The sequence below is a fragment of the Ruegeria sp. C10 genome (assembly GCF_056537805.1).
This window is the reverse complement of record NZ_JBQFSC010000001.1, coordinates 178,837-197,943: the sequence shown is the minus strand read 5'-3', so window position 1 is coordinate 197,943 and position 19,107 is coordinate 178,837. Positions and strand designations below refer to the sequence as shown.

The following is a 19,107-nucleotide window of genomic DNA, read 5'->3' as shown; positions in this document are numbered from 1 at the left end:
ATGGGCGCAGGGGAGGATGAATTTGGACATTTCCGAACAGCGCATCAAGGCGATGACCACGGCTGGCCTGAACCTGATCGGTCAGGCGCTGTCAATTTATGACAGCCAATTGCGTCTCGTGGTCAGCAACCTGCGGTTTCAGGAAATGTTCGACCTGCCAAACGAACTTGTCGAGCCGGGGGCTCTGTTTCGCGACACCATATATTTTCTCGCTAGCCGCGGGGAATACGGTTCGGTCGGTGATGTTGACGAGATGGTCGAGCTACGCGTTTCGCAGGCCCTCGCGTTCGAGCCGCACTATATGGAGCGGACCCGGCCCAATGGTCAGGTGATCTCGGTCGAAGGTGCACCTTTGCCCAATGGGGGTTGGGTGGCCGTCTATACCGACATAACTCGCACGAAGCGGGTAGAAGATTTGCTGCGTGCCCGTTCAGAAGAACTGTCTGGCCAACTTCTAAGCCATGCCGAAGAGCTTTCCGCAACCAACCGCAAACTGGCCGCAACCATCACCGCGCTGGAAGAAGCCAAGCGTCAACTGACCGAGATCGAGGCCCGCACGCGGATGACGACCGAGATGATGCCGGCTCATATCGCGCATCTGGATGCCGATGGACGATACGATTACTCAAACCGCCGCCTCAGTTCGGTCATGCCCGGCCGTCCGTCTGACATTCTAGGCCTTCATATATCAAAGGCTTTGGGGTCATCTGCCTATGACCGGGTAAAGCCACATCTGGAACAGGCCTATGGAGGCCAACCTTCGGTTTTCGAGTTTACCGAAGATCAGGATTCACGCCGCATTCGGGTATCTTTCACCCCGGATAAAGCGGGTGGTGTTTATGTCATGTCGGTGGATATCACCGAAGAAACTCAAGCCCGTGTCGCCCTTCAGCAAACGCGGCGCAGAGCCATGGCGGCGCAGATGACAAGCGGGCTTGCCCATGACTTTTCTAATTTGCTGACCATTATTCTGGGCATGCAGGCGCGATTAGAGAGGATGGATCTACCCGAGGAAGCCGATCAGCTAGTCACGGCTACGCAACAAACTGCCCGACGCGGGGGGCAACTGCTGAATCGCATCGCAGACATGACCGGCAATCGCACGCCTCAACCTCAGGCGACGGATATGCGCGGTTTACTTGAGGATTTGCGAATCCTTGCCACCCCGTCCTTGCCGCGGGGCATGGGGTTGTCGGTGGTCAATACTCTACCCGACAAGGCGCTGATGCTCGATCCCGGCATGGTTCAGGATGCACTGCTGAACCTGGTTCTGAATGCGCGGGATGCTTGCGGCACATCAGGCCAGATCACAATCACCGCGCATACAATCGGGACAATATGGGTTGAGATCACGGTGTCGGACACTGGCCCGGGGTTTACCGGGGAAGCATTAAAGAAGGCGTTAAACCCATTCTTTTCCACCAAAGGCAGCGATGGCTCGGGGTTGGGACTTCCAATGGTCTACGACACGGTAAAGCTGGCGGGCGGTGACCTTAATTTGCGCAACACGCCTTCTGGTGCTTCGGTCGTGATACGTTTGCCCTACCGTCCTGCCCCGTCCGCGCAAGCGGGTCTCGTATTGTTGGTTGAAGACAGCGATGACCTGCGCAGTCAGTTCCGGGACATGCTGGTCGATTTGGGGTGTTCGGTGATCGAGGCAAGCTCGGTCGATGAAGCTTTGACCTTGACGTCGGAAATCGGTGATATCGCGCTGGTTCTATCAGATATTAAGCTGGAGGGCGAAGGCACTGGGATCGACATTGTCGACCGCCTGAATGGTGCGTTGCCCTGTATACTGATGACGTCGCTGCCGCTAAATGACCCGCTACATCATCAGGCATTGACCCGTGCACCTGTCCTAAGCAAACCATTCACATCGTCGCAATTGTCGGCGTTGATCCGAACCGAGGCCGCCTGAATGACACAACCTTTGGTGACCATTCTCGATGACGAACCTGAAATCCGCCGTATCCTAACGGAAGCGCTGGAAGATGCCGGGTTTCAAACTCAAAGCTTTTCACGTGCCCGTGAATTTGAAGCTTCGCTGAAAAGGGTCACTCCGGATCTGTGTTTGGTGGATTTATCATTGCCGGATACTGATGGACTTGCACTTGTGCACAAACTTGCGCTTGAGCAAGGTGCTGCCGTCATCATCATATCAGGCCGCGCTCAGGTGCAGGACCGGGTAACGGGATTGGAGCTTGGCGCAGATGATTACATCACCAAACCATTTGATCCAGCCGAAGTAATTGCTCGGGTCCGCGCCCGGCTACGCTCTACTGGACCAGCAACGCCGAATTCAGACATAGCCGAATTCAATGGTTGGACCGCACAGTTTGATCGATATGTCTTGATCAATGCCGATGGCGTCGAGACACCTTTCAGTCATGCCGAAGGTGAGGTTCTGCGATTGTTTCTTGAAAGTCCCAAACGCCTGATCAGCCGCGCGCGCATGCAGGACATGTTGGGTGGCGGGGCAGGTGACAGCTTTGACCGCGCTATGGATGTTCGGATTTCCCGCTTGCGAACGAAGCTGGGCGAAGATCCCAAAAACCCGCGCCTTATTAAAACGATATATGGTGCGGGATATATCTTTCTTGGTGACGTGACCTGGTCTTAGTCGTCGGTCCCCCCCGACGCCTAAGATGTCTATCGGCTGGCGCTTTGCTATCTGCTGCCCATCTGTCGTTCTCTTCAATCGCGCAGCGCCTCGTCTTTTATCTTCAGAACAGGTTGGATCAGATAATCAAGAACTGACTTTTGGCCTGACAGAATATCGACTTGAGCGATCATTCCTGGGATGATTTCAACCGCTGTACCACCCGCATCCAACATCGTGTCTGAAGTCTGAATTTCGACGACGAAAACCTCTTCTTCACTTCGTTCCGAGCGAGTGATGGTGTCGGCACCGATTCGAACGATCTCACCATCCAGACTGCCGTACCGCGAAAAATCGTAGGCCGTGATCTTGATTTTGACCTTTTGCTCTGGGTGCAGGAAGGCGATGTCCTTGGGTCGAACATAGGCTTCCACCAACAATCGGTCGTCCAACGGAACAATCTCAATCAGTTCCTCACCGCTTCGGGCCATCCCGCCGATCGTCGTCCGGTGAATCCGGTTTACGACACCCCGTACGGGGGCCCGGATCAGCGCGCGAGACGCACGGTCACGCAAAGAGGGTAGGGCAGGTTGCAAGGCGGCAAGCTCTGCCGAAACCAAAGCCAGATCGGTTAGTGCGGCACTACGAAACCGACTACGCGTCGCGCGGACCTTGTCATCCACTTCATCTAGCCCGGCCTTCAACCGGTTGATCATCGCCTCTGCTCTGACCTTGCGGCCTTTCCATTCCGCCTCGCTACGGCGCAGGGCCAAAAGGGTTGTTGCCGGTTCCATCTTCTGTTCGACCAATGGCACCATCATAGCGCGCTCATCGGCCAACACATTCAGGGTCTCGGTTGACGTGACCTGGTCAACCAATCCCTCTTCGTACTCGCGTTGCCGCTGTTCGCGCTGTCGAGAGAGAATTGCAATCTCAGCTTCAAGTTCTGCTTGCCGACCGTGGTACAGCGCAGTCTCCGACCGCACGACATCTGGCGCGCCAGTCAGAAGATCGTCGTCGAACTCAAGCTCAGCCCCATCGATTTCGGCACGTAGTCGTTGTGCGCGGGCCATCAAACCAAAGGCACGCTGTTGCTCTTGGCTCAACTCTCGTTCGATCTGAGTAGTATTCAGCTCCATCAGCAATGTACCAGCCTCAACCACCAGACCCTCGCGCACGTGAACGGACCGCAAAACACCGGGTTCGGTCGCTTCGATCACCTGAATATCGCCGGATGGCACGATACGCCCATCTGCCCTCACGACATCGTCGAGTTCAGTTAAATGAGCCCAGGCGACGGCGCTTATCAAACAACTGAGTATCAGGAGCAGCAGCAATGATCCCCGCAGCGGTGACCCTCCACGCATTTCACGGGCGAGGCTTTCCAGATCAGGATGCCGCGACATTCAGATGCCTCCCGTGTTTGCGAACTGTCTGCGTCAGGATGTTTTTGGGTCCGTCCATCGCAATTTTGCCATCCTCAATCACTATGACCCGATCAACCAGTTCCAGCAGGCTGGTTCGGTGCGTCACGATGATCATCGTGGTATCTGGCGTGGTCTTTTTAAGGCGGCGTATAATTTCGGATTCGGATTTGATGTCCATCGCGCTCGTAGGCTCATCCAGCAGCAGAACAGGAGGATGCCCGATAAGCGCCCGGGCCAATGCAATCGCCTGCCTTTGACCACCTGACAATCCTTCTCCTCGTTCGGCTACAGGCTGATCATAGCCCCGTGGGTGCCGCGCGATAAAATCTTCGACACCTGCAATGCGCCCTGCACGGATCAGTTCATCATCACGCGGGCGCACCGACCCGCTGGCAATGTTTTCCCGGACGGTACCGGAAAACAGCCAGATGTCTTGCAAGACTGAACCAATATTTCGCCGCAAGTCTCCGGGATCAATCTGGCGAATGTCCAGCCCGTCCAACATCACCGAGCCCACGCGCGGTTGGTAGAGGCCCAACAGCAGTCGCGCAATCGTACTCTTGCCCGACCCAATCTGGCCCAGTACAGCGACTTTTTCACCGGGTTCGATTGTAAATGAAACACCTTTCATCGCGTCTTCCGTTTGATCAGGATATGCGAAATGAACATTGTTAAACGTTATCCGCCCGGAAAACTCGGATCTGCTGATCCAAGATTTGCCTTCAGGCCGCTCATTGCTCGCCTGCATTAACGTGTCCAGATTGCGGTAGGCACTGCGTGCCTGATTGACACGTGTCAGGGTTTGCGCCAATTGTCCCAGCGGTGCCAGGGCACGGCCGGTCAGCATCACCGACGCAACAAGTGCCCCCATGCTCGTCTGGCCATCCGTGATCAGAAATACACCATAAAAGACGATAAGAACTTGCGCGGCCTGCTGAGTAAATCCAGTTAGGTTCAGGGCAAATTGAGTAACGGCCCTGCTGCGTGATCCGTAGTTTGACTGGCGTGCAATTGCACCTTCCCACCGCATTCGCATCTGCCGACTGGCGGCGGTTGTCTTGATGGTTTCCAAGCCTGATACAGCCTCAACCAGAACAGATTGCTTGGATTGTCCGTCTGCAAAACTTTGTTCAGCAAGACGCGACAGGATCGGTTGAACAGCCAGTCCGCTGAGAAGAACGACTGGTACAGCGAGTGCTGGAACAAGCGCCAGCGGGCCGCCCACCATATAGATCGCGAATATGAATACCGCGATGAATGGCAAGTCTACGACAGCGACGAGTGTGGCAGAAGTGAAGAATTCACGCAAAGTTTCGAATTCGCGGATGGTACTGGCCATTGCACCCGTTGAGCCCGTTCGGGACGACATGCGAATATTCAGCACCTGGTCAAATACTCGCCGTCCCATGGACATGTCAGCATTCTGGCCGGCGCGATCTATGAACCCCGCGCGAAGGAGCTTCAGCGCGAAGTCAAAAAGAAGCGCCAACCCCACGCCAAGCGTCAAAGCTATCAGCGACTCGGTCGCCTCGTTGGGCAAAACCCGGTCGTAGACGATCATGATAAAGACTGAGGTCGTAAGCCCCAGAACGTTTGCCATCGCCGCAGCCAGCGCCACCTGAACGTAAGACCAGCGGTTTGCGGAAAGTGCCGACCAGAACCAATGACCCCGCTGATCCGCTTGATCTGCGTTAATCTCGTCGCGGTGCAAGGGTCGAAACAACAATGCATAGCCCGTGTAGACTTCGCCCACGCCGCTTTCGGGAACCTCTCCGATACCGTCATCCAAAGCGGGGTCGTAAAGCAATAGATCGCCATTGCGCGTGCGCCCGTGGTACACAACGGCGCGATCGCCTTCCAACAACAAGATCGCAGGTGCCAGCGTTGTATCAAATGCCGACAGCTTTCGCGCACCAAACCCGACCTGCAGGCCTGCTTGTTGTGCCGCGTGCATCGCATCGCGCACGGTCAACTCACCTGTATCACCAGATTGGCAGGCGTTCAGTGCTGCCACTGTCAACGGTCGCTCAAGTGTCGCCGCGACATTCAACAAGCAAGCTTCCAGTTCGGTCAGAGTTGCACGATCAACATTCATAGCGACTTATCCAGCGTGTCCATCGTGAACCCCGGAAAATCCAGAATGTTCTCAGTTAGGCTCAATGAGGCGTAATTGGCCAAAGCGAAGTTCTGTTCTGCCAGAATCAGCCGTTCCTGTAGCTGCATGTAGTTGCGTTTCTTACCCGACACTCGGGATTTCGCGGTCAATACACCCATTCTAGCTTCATGACCGTTTGATACCCGCAAGCAAGACGGCACTTCACTACTATTGGAGTTCGTCTGTACGGGCCGAGCTATCAACCCCAATAAGGCCTGAGCCAAAAATGCACCGCCAGCGGCATTCTGGTAAGCTTGGATTGTCCTTGTTTTGGACCCACTTCGTGCCACAATCGAACTGCTCTGAACAGCCTGTCGCACTTGTTGGTTAAAAGCGTTCTTTGAAAGTTGTTTTGATCGTGCTGTTGCGCTTGCTCCGGTCGTTCCTCGCGTTAAAGATGTCTCGACATCGGCTAGGTTGGGCGTTGAGGTGCAGGCTGAAACTGACAGCAACCCCGCTGTTATGCCAAGGATTCCAAGCCCGAACTTAACCCGTTGCATGGATCGCGCCCTCCTTGCATTGTCCGTGCCGAACTTCTTCAGCAAGTGCAGTCATGAATCCGCCAAAGGTGTCGTTTTGTTCTGAACTCCTCGTGCCTGATTGGCTCTGTGCACTGGACAGCCAAACGCAATGCGACAGGGATACTTGATGAGCGTGAATCAACCGTAGCGCGCCGCTGGAAAGCAGGGCCAATTTATTAGACTCGGGCAATCGTTCCAGCAGAATTGGATCGACGCCCCAGTAACCCTCGGTCAAAGTGATGCCATTCTGTTCGCCCAGTGGTACAAGCAGACCCATTTCAGCGATCAAAGAGCAGACTTGGTCAGTTTTGTTTGCCGAGGCCAGGCGATTTTGCAGAAAGCGGCGCACACGGCAGAGATCCTGCGTCAAAAGTCCGTCCACTGTAAAAAATGGTTGGTCCTTCGGGTCATGTGTTACCAACCCTGAATCCTCGTCGACAAACAGACGTGACCGAGAGTCGCCCTTTTTCATAGCTTCTGCGTGGAATGGAAAGCAACGCAACGCTGAGGGCACATAAGGCGCAAGCCAGCGACCGTTTTGGTCGACGAAGGGCGGTGCCATTTCCGGGATGACTGAGAATAGTGCGACGGGAGAAAAACCTGTTTGGTTTGACAGGAACACAATCGGAAAAGATGTGGCAATTTCCGGAACTTCTGAGATGACGATGGGACAGGCGTCCATCTCTGCAACAAATTGGTATGATGTGAACCGGCGCCAGAATCGATTCCTGTGCCGTACAAGGCTGACTGGGAAAAGGCCGTTCTCTGCCATGTGATCCTCTTGTTCTGAAGAGGCGAGGCTACATTTGTGCATCGCCCCAAGCTACGAGCGCCGTTTAGGCTGAAGCGCCAGTTGGGTCAGTGATCAGGATGTTGTCGTCGGACAAACTGCTCAGATCGGAAAGGCCATCGAACTGTGCAAGCGCTTCGACCGACGCCGAATCTAGGCCAGAGTAGTCAACCTTCACCAGAATGCTGTCAGTGCCGTCCGTTGCCAGCAGATACATCTCATCACCTGATTGAGCACCATTCAGGTTTTCGGCTGCGCTAGTGATTGTATCCAGATCAAGGTCCGAAAGCGTGGTCTCCAGCCCGACGAACCCGGTGTTGGCACCAATTGTGCCGCCGGCCACCAAGGTCTCCACACCGGTCCCGTCGCCGCGAAGCGATGTGGTATTCAACCCCTGGAACATCAAGGCGTCAGAAACGCTGGCTGCTGGGCCCAGTGTGAAACCATTGATCGTATCAATGCCATTTGAAGATGGGTCAGCTTCGAAAACGATGACGTCTCGACCCGCCCCGGACACATCTATGGTGTCGTCGCCTTGGTTGCCGCGGATGACATCATCAACATCCGAGCCCGTAATGGTATCATTCCCACTGGTGCCGAGATGGTGCTGTGATGGCCCTCCGTCTGGAGTGGTCAACGTCAAGACGATGGGTTGGTTCGCGTCCGGAACTGTCATGGTAAATGTCACCACAGGCTGCGATAAGTCCCCATAGCTCGTGGCCGCGCCCGCGAAACTGATTGCGGAACCTCCATTCGGGTTAGCCAGAAAGAGATTGAAGTCAGGGTTTTCTGTCTCGGAGCCGCTATCGTAGGTCGCCACCGAAGGATCGAACCCCAGCTCGGCGGTAAAGGCCAGACCGCTTGAGATATCGCGATCGGAATCTGCGTAGACCTCGAACGTCACTGTCGTTCCGCTGCGACTGGCTTCAACGATGGTGTAGGCCGCCGGAACATGAGCAATTGCCTGTTCGGACACCGGATCAGGATCGGGGCCGCCTGCGACTGTCGCCTGTGCCGCGAAATCGAGGGCGTCTCCCGCTTCAATCGAGGCAAAGCTTGCGGCAGGCGCGGACAGGGTCCAGCTCCCATCGGCCGCAACCGTCGCCGAACCAAGCGAGACCGAGTTAAGTGTAACATCGACCGCTTGTCCGGCTGACAGGCCTGCGGAACTGCCTGATACGGTCATTCCAGTGTTTTGTACATCGCTCAGCGACACGGCACTATTGGCACCCACATCATCGATGTAGAGGATAGGTTTGAAATCCGTGGCCAACATGGTTGTCGCATCGGTTGTCGGGTTTCCTGCGGCGTCTTGAACCGATGCCGTGACCGCAAAATTGCCTCCATCGGCCAAACTGGCCAAATCCGCCGAAGGAATGCTTGTGCTCCACAAGCCACCAGAAACCACCGCACTGTAGGTCTGGTTATTAAGGCTAATCGTTACAATCTGCCCGTCCTCGGCATTTGTTGTCCCCGACACATTGAGGTCTGTTCCCTGTTCAACGATATCCAGAACCGATCCAACCGAAAGCGGGTTCAATGCAATTGTTGGTGCGCTGAGGTCGGTGGTGAAACTGGTCGTCGCAGCATTCGTGTTGCCAGCCGCATCCGTGATTGAGGCGTTCACGTCATACCTTTGCCCGTCCTGCAGGCCGCTCAAGTCTGCGGCCGCAGCTGTGAATGTCCAGATGCCACCGTTTACTATGGCGATTCCGCCGGTCAGAACCGCACCTCCGGACTGGACGATCTGTACCGAAACTTGCGTACCATTGGCCGCATCAGAAGTTCCCGAGACCACCAGATCCGTTGCTTGCTCGGTCAGGTTGACTACCGCTCCATCTGACAGTGATGATATGGCGAGCGACGGGGCGGAGAAGTCCGTGTCGAAGCTGTTGGTCGCCTGTATCGCCAGATTGCCGGCGGCATCCGATACATCCGCTGTCACGCTGATCGTAGCCCCATCGGGTAGCGCCGCCAAATCCGCCGAGGGGACACTCACCGACCACCCCCCGGTTGAGGCCTGTCCTGTGTAGGATTGGCCGTTCAGATTTACGGTGATTGTCTGACCATCTTCGGCGGATGTAGTGCCCGTAATGGTCAAGTCCGTACCACGTTCCGCAGCATTCAAAACCGCTCCGTCCGAAAAACTGTCGATACTCAGAGTTGGGGCGGTGACATCTTTGGATAAGTTGACGCTGGCTTGCGGGGCGACAAGGCCGTCGGCGTCCGTCACGTCGCCTGTGATATTGAAGTCTCCGCCATCGGCAAGCGCAATGAGATCGGCGCTGGGGATTGTCACACTCCAACTGCCGCCCGAGACCGAGTCGGTATAAGTCTGCCCATCAAGGGCTACTGTTACCTGCTGCCCGTCGGTTACGTTCCCTGTTGTCCCGCTTACGACCAGGTCAGATCCGGTTTCGACCGCATTCAGGATAGCCCCGACCGACAAGGGAGTGATTGCAATTGATGGGCCCGTAAGATCGACCGGAACGGATACCGATATCGGTGTTGCCGAATTGCCGGCTGTGTCGCTGACGGCAACTGAAACGGATGCGGGCACACCGGTTGCCAAACCAGACAAATCGGCATTCGGGATCGTCACTGACCAACTGCCGCCCGATACAGAACCCGTGTAATCCTGACCGTCGAAAGATACATTGACCACCTGGCCGTTTTCAGCTGTGGTCGTGCCCGACAAGACAAGATCCCCAACGACATCGGCCAGATCTATTGAACCGCCACCCACTGGGTTTAGTGTCAGATCAGGCGCGGTCAGATCAGTGTCAAAACTTCCATTGGCCTGAGCTGCTGGGTTCCCTGCGCGATCCGATACATCAGCCGTCACCGTGACGCTTGACCCGTCTGGCAGCGTGGTAAGATCTGAAGCGGGCACCGAAACGCTCCAGCCGCCGTCCGAAACGGTGCCACTATAGGATTGCCCACCAATCGCTACCGTTACGGTCTGCCCATTCTCGGCATCCGTTGTGCCAGAGATTTCGAGATTTGTACCTTGTTCTGCAGCATTCATTACCGCACCCGCCGAGAATGTATCGATGGTCAGGACCGGCGGAATGGTATCAACGTCGAACCTTGCGGTTTCAGCCGATAGCTCCATCCCGCTACCATCCAGATGGCGCACGGAAACATCCGAGATCCCCTGAGGCAGGGCCGCTGCCTCGGCCTGCGTCAGTGAAACGCTCCAGCTTCCGTCGCCTGCAGGAGTGACTGATTTTGTCACCGATCCGATGGTAACTTCGACAGTCGTTGTTCCATCCGGCGCTGTTGTTTGGCTGCTGAGATTGCTCAATGCGTTTGATTGCAGCTCAGCCAGGTTCAGGCTGGGCGGTCGAGGAGGTGAGGGGGTAACGGTGGGTTCGGCATCAGTTTCATCGTCGCTGTCTCCACCGCCGCCGCCTCCGCCACCGGCAGCTGCAGCACCGGCTATTCCCAACCCGCCCAAGGCCAGCCCGGCACCGCTTACGCCACCTGCGGTCGCTGCGGTCGCACCTGCGGCCTCTGCGGCTAGACCTAATTGTGCAATTTCGCCGACGACTTCATCTGCAACCATTATGGTGCCGTTTTCCAGAATCTGTACGTTCTCGGCAGAGACAACAATCGTCCGCCCATCTGTCAGTTTCAGCTGCACGTCGCCATTCGAAAGCAGCTTTGCCACCCGAACGCCCGGAATTGACTCAGCAAACTGATGAGACGCAAGCTGTTCATTGGTGGCCTGCGCAAGAGCTGGTAATGCGAATAGTGTCGAGCCAAGGCCGCCAGCAACCCCGCGTCCTACCCATCGCTGAAGTTTTTTGTCGAACCATTTGCGGATATGGCGCGTACGTTGCGCATCGGGCCCGGCGTCCGTGGTCGATTTATTGGTCGAAACGGTATCTTTGGTCATTTTGCCCTCTCATTAGATGGACGCTGGTCGTTGCGTGATATGCTGTTTTCGGCCGATCTGGTCTGTGGTTTGATCTTCTGAGCCATTCGACCGCTGCGAAAAATTTGAGTTAATCTGGAACTGAAGTCCTTGTTTTCACCACATTTCTGTTCTGGTTCAGAACCGAACATCGTTTCATCCTGTATGTGTTGCCAGGGGTGGCAGGGGGTAACGGGCGATGATGCTTCAGTTCGAAAGAGTGGTGGCAACGGGGACCGCAGCGCTCGATTCAGGTATCGGCGATACGGCTTTAAAAACGTTTAACGGGGAAACGTATCTTTACAGCACGAGCGGATCCGGGGGAGGGCTCGTGTCTTGGCGCCTTGTGGAGGGGGCTGGCCCACAAGAACAGGACCAACAATATTTCGATGCCTCGATTGCCCATCAGGTCGGGCACAGCGGAACCCCGATTCATCTGGCGGGCAATGATCAACTGGTCCTCGACGTCGATACTGCCACAGGGCTTGTGGGTTATCAACTAAACGCGGATGGCACTATCGGTGCCTTGCAAGAAACCAATGCCTTGACGGGCGGCGGGGATATCGCTGCAGCGGTTCAGGTGACGATTGGGGCTGGCGACTTGCTTGCGCTTGCGCATGAGGACACAGGCCAGATCGGCACCTACAGTATTAATGGTGATGGATCGCTGAGCCCGGCGCATAGCATCAACGCGTCTGCCAGTACGCTTCAGACCCTGCAATCGGGGTCGAATCATTTCATAGTCGGCGCAGATGCAACCAGTGGAACAATCTCGTCATATTCGATCGATCAAGGCAGCGGCGTGTTCTCTGAGGTTGCCGGTAATGACGATATCCAAACGCTGGGCATCAGTTCTCCTACGGCGGTTGAGGCAATTCAAGCCTATGGAAAGTCATGGATTGTTGTGGCCGGATCGCAAAGCAATTCGCTAAGCGTTATGGAATTGGGCGCCAGCGGGCAGTTAAAACCGACGGATCATATTCTGGACACCCTGCATACCCGGTTTGGGGCCGTACAGGATCTTTCAGTCCTTGAGGTTGATGGTCGGGTTTTCGTGGTGGCTGGGGGCGGGGATGATGGGATCACGCTGTTTACAATGACGCCGGACGGGCAGCTCATCCATATGGATAGTTTTGCTGATACCCTGGACAGTGGATTGCAAAATGTCCAAACGATCAGCGTTGCGCATATGGGGGATGAGCTGCAGATATTTGTATCATCTCAACAGGATGCAGGGCTCACTCAGTTGAGCGTATCGATTGCCGACCTTGGAATTGTTGTCGAAGGCTTCGGTACAGTAACCGGTACCGCGCAGGACGACATGCTAAAAGGCGGTGTACTGGACACTATTCTGGACGGCGGAGCAGGGGACGATATGCTGATTACGGGCACTAGTTCCACGACCATGACGGGTGGTGCTGGCGCGGACATCTTTGTGATCCGTCAAACAAGTGGCCCGACTGTGATCACGGACTTTCAGGCCGGCACCGATCGTTTGGATCTGACCGATTATCCTTTTCTGCGCACCCCAGCGCAGTTGGATTTCACTTCCACCGCTCGAGGCGCCCAAATCGCTTATCGCGACGAAACGATAGAACTTGTTTCAGCTAATGGCACGTCCCTGACAACTGAGCAGGTATTCGGCGCTGGATTTGGTGGTCCTGATCATATTCCTGTCAATCTGGGTAGCGGGCCGGATAACAACTCATCAGACGGGGTAGCTGGTGGGTTCACGCTGAATTCGACGACTCCAAACGCAGCGTTGGGAAATGCTGAAATCCGGTTCACCCCAGACGGAGGGTCTGCAATTGTTGCTCAGGCAAATGCACAAGGTGAATTTGATCTGGATCTACCAGACGGCGCGTTTCCCGGCCAATTGGACATCATTAAATCGTATTCAACGGCAAGCAGCGAGATAACAGCGCTGGACTCATTGCAGGTTTTGCGCATGTCGGTTGGACTTGATCCGACATGGGGTCCGGCAACGGCCGAAAATTACATCGCGGCCGATATCACCCGAGATGGATCGGTAAACGCGTTGGATGCACTGGCAATTCTTCAGGTTGCGGTTGGCCAGCCTTCTGCGCACAACGCTGAGTGGGTTTTTCTGGATGCAAATGCGGATCTATCCGGAATTTCACGCAGCAACGTCACCTACGAAACCGGAGCAGAGGTCACTATTGTTGATAGTGATCTGTCGGTCGACATGACCTCAATACTGCTTGGCAATATCGAGGCAGTTTGAATGAGACTGCGTGACCGGTGCTATTCTCGAAACGCGCGGTAGAAGTAATCTGCCAATGGTTTGACCAGGTAAGAAAGCGGAGTGCGTTCATCAGTTTTGATCATGGCTTCGACAGGCATACCCGGCAACAGTTCCTGGCCATTCAAACGGTCCAGTTGTCCTTCGTCAGGCACAACTTCAGCACGGTAGAAGGTAAAGCCGCTTGTCTCATCTGTGAATGAATCTGCTGAGACATTGATCACACGGCCATTCAGCTCGGGCGTGTCGCGTTGATTGAATGCGGGAAAGCGCAGGGCGACTTCCTGTCCGCGATGTAACTGATCCACATGCAACGCATCCACCCGTGCTGCGACCAACAAGGGCGTATCCTGCGGCACTACATACATCATCGGCTCACCCGGCTGGATCACAGACTGGATGGCAAAAACCTGACTGTCGTAAACTGTGCCAGCGACGGGTGCACGGATGTCTAGACGCGACAAACGCTCGGAAAGGGAAAGACGACGTTCTGCCAGTTCTACAACGCGAGACTGCACATCCCGAAGCTCGGTGATGGCTTCTTCGCGCCGCGTGGCCTGCAATTCAACAATTTGAATTTCGGTCGTAGCGATCTGGCCTGTCAGTCGCGCAACTGTGGATTCGAGGCTGCCAATTTGCCCTGTTAGATTTGCCTCTTCCCGCTGCAATGCAGAAACGCGGCTGGCCTGCGTCAGGCCGCGATCAAGCAAACCTTGCTGATCTTCGAGCTCCGTTCTGATCAATTCAACCTGAGTATTCAGTGACGCCAATTGCGCCTGCGTCCCCTCAATCTCGTTCTGGATCTGTATCTTCTGTTTCCCAAGCTGGTCGATCTGCTGGGTCAGCGTTTCCAACCTGGCGTTGAACAGACGTTGTTGGCCTTCCAACAGATCGTCGTCGATCGATTCGCGGGCTTTGAGCTCTTGCAGATTTTGCTTTAACGTATCTGCGTTCGCACCATCCCGTTCAGCCTCTAGCCGGGTCTTTCGGGCAAGTAACTCAAATAGCTGAGATTCCACGATCGTTTGTTCCGAGGCCAAAAACGTATCGTCAAGCCGCAGCATCATGTCCCCACGCGCCACTGCGTCACCGTCACGAACGAATATCTCGCCTACAACGCCACCATCGGGGTGTTCGATGACCTGACGATTGCTCTGAACTTCGATCACACCTTGCGAGATAATAGCACCGGCCAGCTCAGTGCGGACGCTCCATAATCCCAGTCCCAGGATCAAAACTGCCAGAGCCAAAAGTCCGACAAAAGCGGGCGCTTTAATACTCCAAACGGGACGTGAACTCTTGTCTGGCATTATTCACCCACCTTGTTCAGGTGCCTTTTGATAACGTTGGCGTTTTGGACCATCGTGTTCAAAACTTCATCGCGCCCACCGGATTTGACGATTTGGCCCTTCTCGACAACGACAAGATCGTCGCATTCCGAGATCGCCTGAGGCCGGTGCGTCATGATGATCGTGGATTTGCCCGCGCTCTTGAGCTCGCGGACCGCGTTGTTCAGGGCGAGGGTTCCGTCTGCATCCAGGGCCGAGTTTGGCTCATCCAGAATCAACAATACCGGATTACCATAGAGAGCGCGCGCTAATGCAATCCGCTGTTTCTGCCCACCGGAAAGCTGGCTGTCATTGCCCTCAAGGAAGGTATCGTATCCTTTCTCAAGTCCCAGAATCAGTTCATGTGCATTGGCTGTTTTCGCTGCGGCAACTACCGCTTCAGGATCAGGGGTTTGTGACATCCGGGCGATGTTTTCAGCAACCGTTCCGTTAAAGAGGGTCACTTGCTGGGGCAAATAGCCAATATGTTGCCCAAGATCATCAGGGTCGTATTGATCAAGTGTAGCGCCGGCCAAGCGGATTTCCCCTGCCGCCGGTTGCCAAAGGCCCAACAACGCTTTGGCTAGGGTCGTTTTGCCAGACCCACTTTTACCAATCACACCCAGAGCTGTGCCGGGGCGCAACTCAAGTGCCGCATTCCGTAGTGTCGGTGTCTTCGCGCCCGGAGGGATCACCGTCAGGCCCTTTGCGACAAGATGTGCTTTGGGAACGGGTAGTTTGGTGCGCGACGCCTCGGGGGGCGTTGAATCAAGAAATGTGTTCAGGTTAATCCATGCCGTGCGCGCGCGTTCGATCATCGACCATTGACCCACCGCCATTTCGACCGGAGCCAAAGCGCGACCTAGAAGGATCGTGCCAGCAATCATAGCACCGGGCGTCATTTCGTTGCGCAGAACCAGCAACGCGCCAAGCGCCAGCATGGCGGATTGCAAAAACAGCCGCAGAGACTTAGTCAACGAAGTAAAGCTGCCGGTCCAGTCGCTTGCGGATATGGATTGAGAAAGCGCCTCGGTGCGTTGGTTCAACCAGCGTTTTGAGACATCTTCCTGCATGCCCTGAGATCTGACGACCTCGGCAGCTTGTCTGGCGTGTTCAGAAAATGCATTTGCTTTGGCAGAGGCGATTTGAGCATCTGCCACTTTGCGATGGGTCAACGCTTGGTTTAGTAGGGCGATAACAACCAGAAGCGTTCCGCCTGCGACGGCCAACCAGCCTAGCAACGGGTGGAACAGGAAAATTGCAGCCACAAAGATTGGAGTCCAAGGGATGTCCATTACCGCCAACAAAACGGGCGAGGCACATAATGCACGGATCGATTCCAGATCTCGCAATGCAGTCGCAGGTGCTGATCGAACCTGTGGGAACAATGCGCGTCGCATGGTCCCTTCAAACACGCGTTCATCGAGTGCTGATTGAAATCGCGCTCCGAACCGAGCCACAATTCGGCCGCGCGCATAGTCCAACATCGCCATAAGCGCATAAAGCAACGCGACAAGCAAAAAAAGCGCTGATAAAGTCTCGACCGAGCGCGACCCAAGGACCCGATCATACACTTGCAGCATGAACAGCGGTCCGGTCAGCATAAGCAGATTGACAAAAACGCTGAAAATGAAGGCAAGCGCCAGGAAACTGTTCCCCTGATTACGAACCTTTCGCAGCTCATGACGCTGAGGCGGGGTGTTGCGGTTTTTCAAGCTCACGCGTTTTGGCCCTTGATTGCTCACAATTGGAACTCGTCAACAGCCAATCTTCCTGTACCCGAAGGCGGCCTGACATTTCCCGCAACTATATCTGCCTACCTGCACCGGAACAACGCGCGTTTCATGCGCCGCCAGTTGTTTAGGCGGTGTTCGTACCTATGAATTGATTGGAATGGCAGGAAAGTGCCGACATTTTTGCCTTGCGGGTCCAATACTCAGCGCATTCATCCAGCGCTTAGGACACCGTCAAACCATTCAGAGTTTTGGTCCCGCGTAAGCGATCATACGAGCGACAGCCGTTCCTAAGTACCATCCGCCAGATGTTCCGGCTCAGCTACGCAGAGCCGGTCGCAGTTTCATTTAAGCACGAACAATATTTTGCTCAGAGGTACGGTATTTACCGCGGGTGTCGATGAGGAGCTTCGCGTGATTTTTGATCAACTCATAATCAAAGGCATCGTGATTGGTCGCCAGAATAACTGCATCCTGCTCCGACAGAACCTCAGGGGTAAGGGTTTCAGATGACAATTCAAAGAAGTGTTCCCGCATCGTGGGAAATTCGGGCACATGGGGGTCCGAGTAGCTGAGGTCTCCTCCATTGTCTCGGATCAGCTCCATCAAGGTGACAGAAGGGCTCTCTCGCATGTCGTCGACATTTTTTTTGTACGCGATGCCCAAAACCATGATTTTACTGCCACGAATCGCTTTGCTGCGATCATTCAGCGCATTGGCGAGTTTGCCAAACACATATTCCGGCATCGCCGTGTTCACTTCACCGGCCAATTCGATGAAGCGTGTGTTGATGCCGTATTCACGTGCTTTCCAGGTCAGGTAAAATGGATCGATAGGGATGCAGTGCCCTCCAAGTCCCGGACCCGGATAGTAAGGCGTAAACCCGAAGGGTTTGGTCGCGGCCGCGTCGATAACCTCAAAAATATCGATCCCCATGCGGTCAGCAACGATTTTCATCTCGTTCACGAGGCCAATGTTTACCGCCCGGTGGATATTTTCCAGAAGCTTTGTCATCTCGGCAGTTTCAGTCGAGCTTACTGGTACGAGTTTATCAATTGCGTGTTCATAAAGCGCGATACCCGCTTTCAGGCAGGCGCCTGTATGCCCGCCGACAACCTTTGGGATGGTATTGGTGGTAAAATCCGGGTTGGCTGGGTCTTCCCGTTCAGGTGAGTAGACCGCAAAAATATCCTCGCCGACCTTGAGGCCGTTCTTCTCAAGCCGAGGCAAAACTTCTTCTTTGGTTGTGCCTGGATAAGTTGTGCTTTCCAGCGCAATAACCTGACCCGGACGCAAATGATCTGCTATCTGATCGCACGTGTCGGTGACAAAGCTCAGATCTGGCTCGCGATATTTGTTGAGTGGCGTTGGCACGCAAAGCATAATGCCATCCGCCTCAGCGATACGCGAAAAATCCGTGGTAGCTTCGAACCCATTTTCCCGTGCCGCTGTGATGCGGGCATCGTCGATATGCTCAATCGAACTGTGACCGGAGTTTAAGTCCTGCACCTTTGTGGCATCCAGATCGAAGCCAATGACCCGGTATCCAATTTCGGTATATCTGAGGGCCAGGGGTTGACCGACATATCCCAGTCCAACAATCCCGATCACAGCCTGCTTCGCATTAAGTTTGTGTAGCAGGTTGTCCAGTGATGTCTGTGTCATGACAAAATCGCTCATTATCTAAGTCTGCGCAGGAAAGTCAGAGGGGGCCCGAATACGAAGTCGCGTCTCTACTAGTTGCTTTGGTGGAAAAGGCAATGGGTATTTGCTTTGCAAACAGTTTTGGCCATTGTAACTTCGTCAAGTTCGGAAGCCATTGACTTGCAGCTTTCACTTTTTTCCCGATTGGAAAATTGAACTGAAATCATGATTTAGTTCATCGGCTGGCTGACGCGCAGTTAGCACGCCTAGACCCTTCATCCCGAAGTCGCCTAGAAAGCCCCGGTTCGACGATAGGTGTGTATTGAGAGAAATAGTCTTTTTCATTCACAATGATATGCGCTGACGTGCCGCTCATGCCGATTATGGTCCGCGCAAGACCCCGGTCAAATATGACAAGCGCCGGTATAAACGGCAAAACCGCATCAAGATCATATCCGATAGACTCAAGGGTCTAATGCGCGTTGCGACGCTCTTTGACCGCTGTTCGGGGGTCTGACTCTCAGCTAGCGCTCTCGCGGAAACCGCCATCCATCGGTTGGAAGGCCTGACGATGGGGGCAGTTCGCTGCAATCGCCTTTGGTGCGTAAAGTGGCTTGGACTGTGCAATTCAATACAATAGGCTTTTAGGATCCTACCCCCAAGTTCGACATGTTTGTTGCAAAGATCTTCACTGTCATACCCTTGTTGTGAAAAGCATCCAGAACACG

The 19,107-nt window shown here is 54.7% G+C and carries 11 protein-coding genes and 1 pseudogene; 4 read left to right on the top strand and 8 right to left on the bottom strand.

Annotation, left to right across the window (positions count from 1 at the left end; genetic code table 11):
- Positions 1 to 16 precede the first annotated feature (16 nt).
- Positions 17 to 1,918 carry a PAS-domain containing protein gene (locus ACR0DE_RS00950; protein ID WP_480751167.1) on the top strand — a complete coding sequence of 634 codons (1,902 nt, stop codon included), beginning with the start codon at positions 17 to 19 and terminating at the stop codon, positions 1,916 to 1,918.
- A complete protein-coding gene (locus ACR0DE_RS00945; protein WP_170394537.1) occupies positions 1,919 to 2,620 on the top strand; it encodes a response regulator transcription factor in 702 nt (233 codons plus the stop codon).
- Positions 2,621 to 2,694: 74 nt separating this feature from the next.
- On the opposite strand, the gene ACR0DE_RS00940 is transcribed toward ACR0DE_RS00945, so the two are convergent.
- From ACR0DE_RS00940 to ACR0DE_RS00920, 5 genes are all read right to left on the bottom strand, one after another.
- On the bottom strand, positions 2,695 to 4,005 hold the full coding sequence (locus ACR0DE_RS00940; RefSeq protein ID WP_170625511.1) for an HlyD family type I secretion periplasmic adaptor subunit: 1,311 nt from the start codon (positions 4,003 to 4,005) through the stop codon (positions 2,695 to 2,697).
- A complete protein-coding gene (locus ACR0DE_RS00935) occupies positions 3,989 to 6,121 on the bottom strand; it encodes a type I secretion system permease/ATPase (protein ID WP_480751165.1) in 2,133 nt (710 codons plus the stop codon). Before ACR0DE_RS00935 ends, ACR0DE_RS00940 begins: the two co-directional genes overlap by 17 nt.
- Entirely contained in the window at positions 6,118 to 6,300 is a 183-nt protein-coding gene (locus tag ACR0DE_RS00930) for a hypothetical protein (protein ID WP_480614396.1), read from the bottom strand. Before ACR0DE_RS00930 ends, ACR0DE_RS00935 begins: the two co-directional genes overlap by 4 nt.
- Before the next feature lie 367 nt (positions 6,301 to 6,667).
- A complete protein-coding gene (locus ACR0DE_RS00925; protein WP_480751162.1) occupies positions 6,668 to 7,474 on the bottom strand; it encodes a SapC family protein in 807 nt (268 codons plus the stop codon).
- A 64-nt stretch (positions 7,475 to 7,538) separates the two neighbouring features.
- A complete protein-coding gene (locus ACR0DE_RS00920; protein WP_480751159.1) occupies positions 7,539 to 11,393 on the bottom strand; it encodes an Ig-like domain-containing protein in 3,855 nt (1,284 codons plus the stop codon).
- 349 nt (positions 11,394 to 11,742) lie between these two features.
- On the opposite strand from ACR0DE_RS00920, the gene ACR0DE_RS00915 reads away from it, so the two are divergent.
- A complete protein-coding gene (locus ACR0DE_RS00915) occupies positions 11,743 to 13,656 on the top strand; it encodes a M10 family metallopeptidase C-terminal domain-containing protein (RefSeq protein ID WP_480751157.1) in 1,914 nt (637 codons plus the stop codon).
- Between the two features lie 20 nt (positions 13,657 to 13,676).
- Here the strand turns inward: ACR0DE_RS00915 and ACR0DE_RS00910 are convergent, their stop codons facing one another.
- The 3 genes from ACR0DE_RS00910 to ACR0DE_RS00900 form a co-directional block, all read right to left on the bottom strand.
- The gene (locus tag ACR0DE_RS00910; protein ID WP_480751155.1) at positions 13,677 to 14,984 is read right to left on the bottom strand and encodes an HlyD family type I secretion periplasmic adaptor subunit; all 1,308 of its coding nucleotides are present in this window, start codon (positions 14,982 to 14,984) and stop codon (positions 13,677 to 13,679) included.
- Positions 14,984 to 16,723, bottom strand: a complete 1,740-nt coding sequence (locus ACR0DE_RS00905) for a type I secretion system permease/ATPase (protein WP_170394562.1) — start codon at positions 16,721 to 16,723, stop codon at positions 14,984 to 14,986. Before ACR0DE_RS00905 ends, ACR0DE_RS00910 begins: the two co-directional genes overlap by 1 nt.
- Before the next feature lie 360 nt (positions 16,724 to 17,083).
- Positions 17,084 to 18,415, bottom strand: coding sequence for a nucleotide sugar dehydrogenase (locus ACR0DE_RS00900; RefSeq protein ID WP_480751153.1), 1,332 nt, complete (start codon positions 18,413 to 18,415; stop codon positions 17,084 to 17,086).
- A gap of 355 nt (positions 18,416 to 18,770) precedes the next feature.
- On the opposite strand from ACR0DE_RS00900, the pseudogene ACR0DE_RS00895 reads away from it, so the two are divergent.
- Positions 18,771 to 18,896: pseudogene (locus ACR0DE_RS00895) on the top strand (IS5/IS1182 family transposase); the annotation flags it as partial.
- Positions 18,897 to 19,107: the final 211 nt, after the last annotated feature.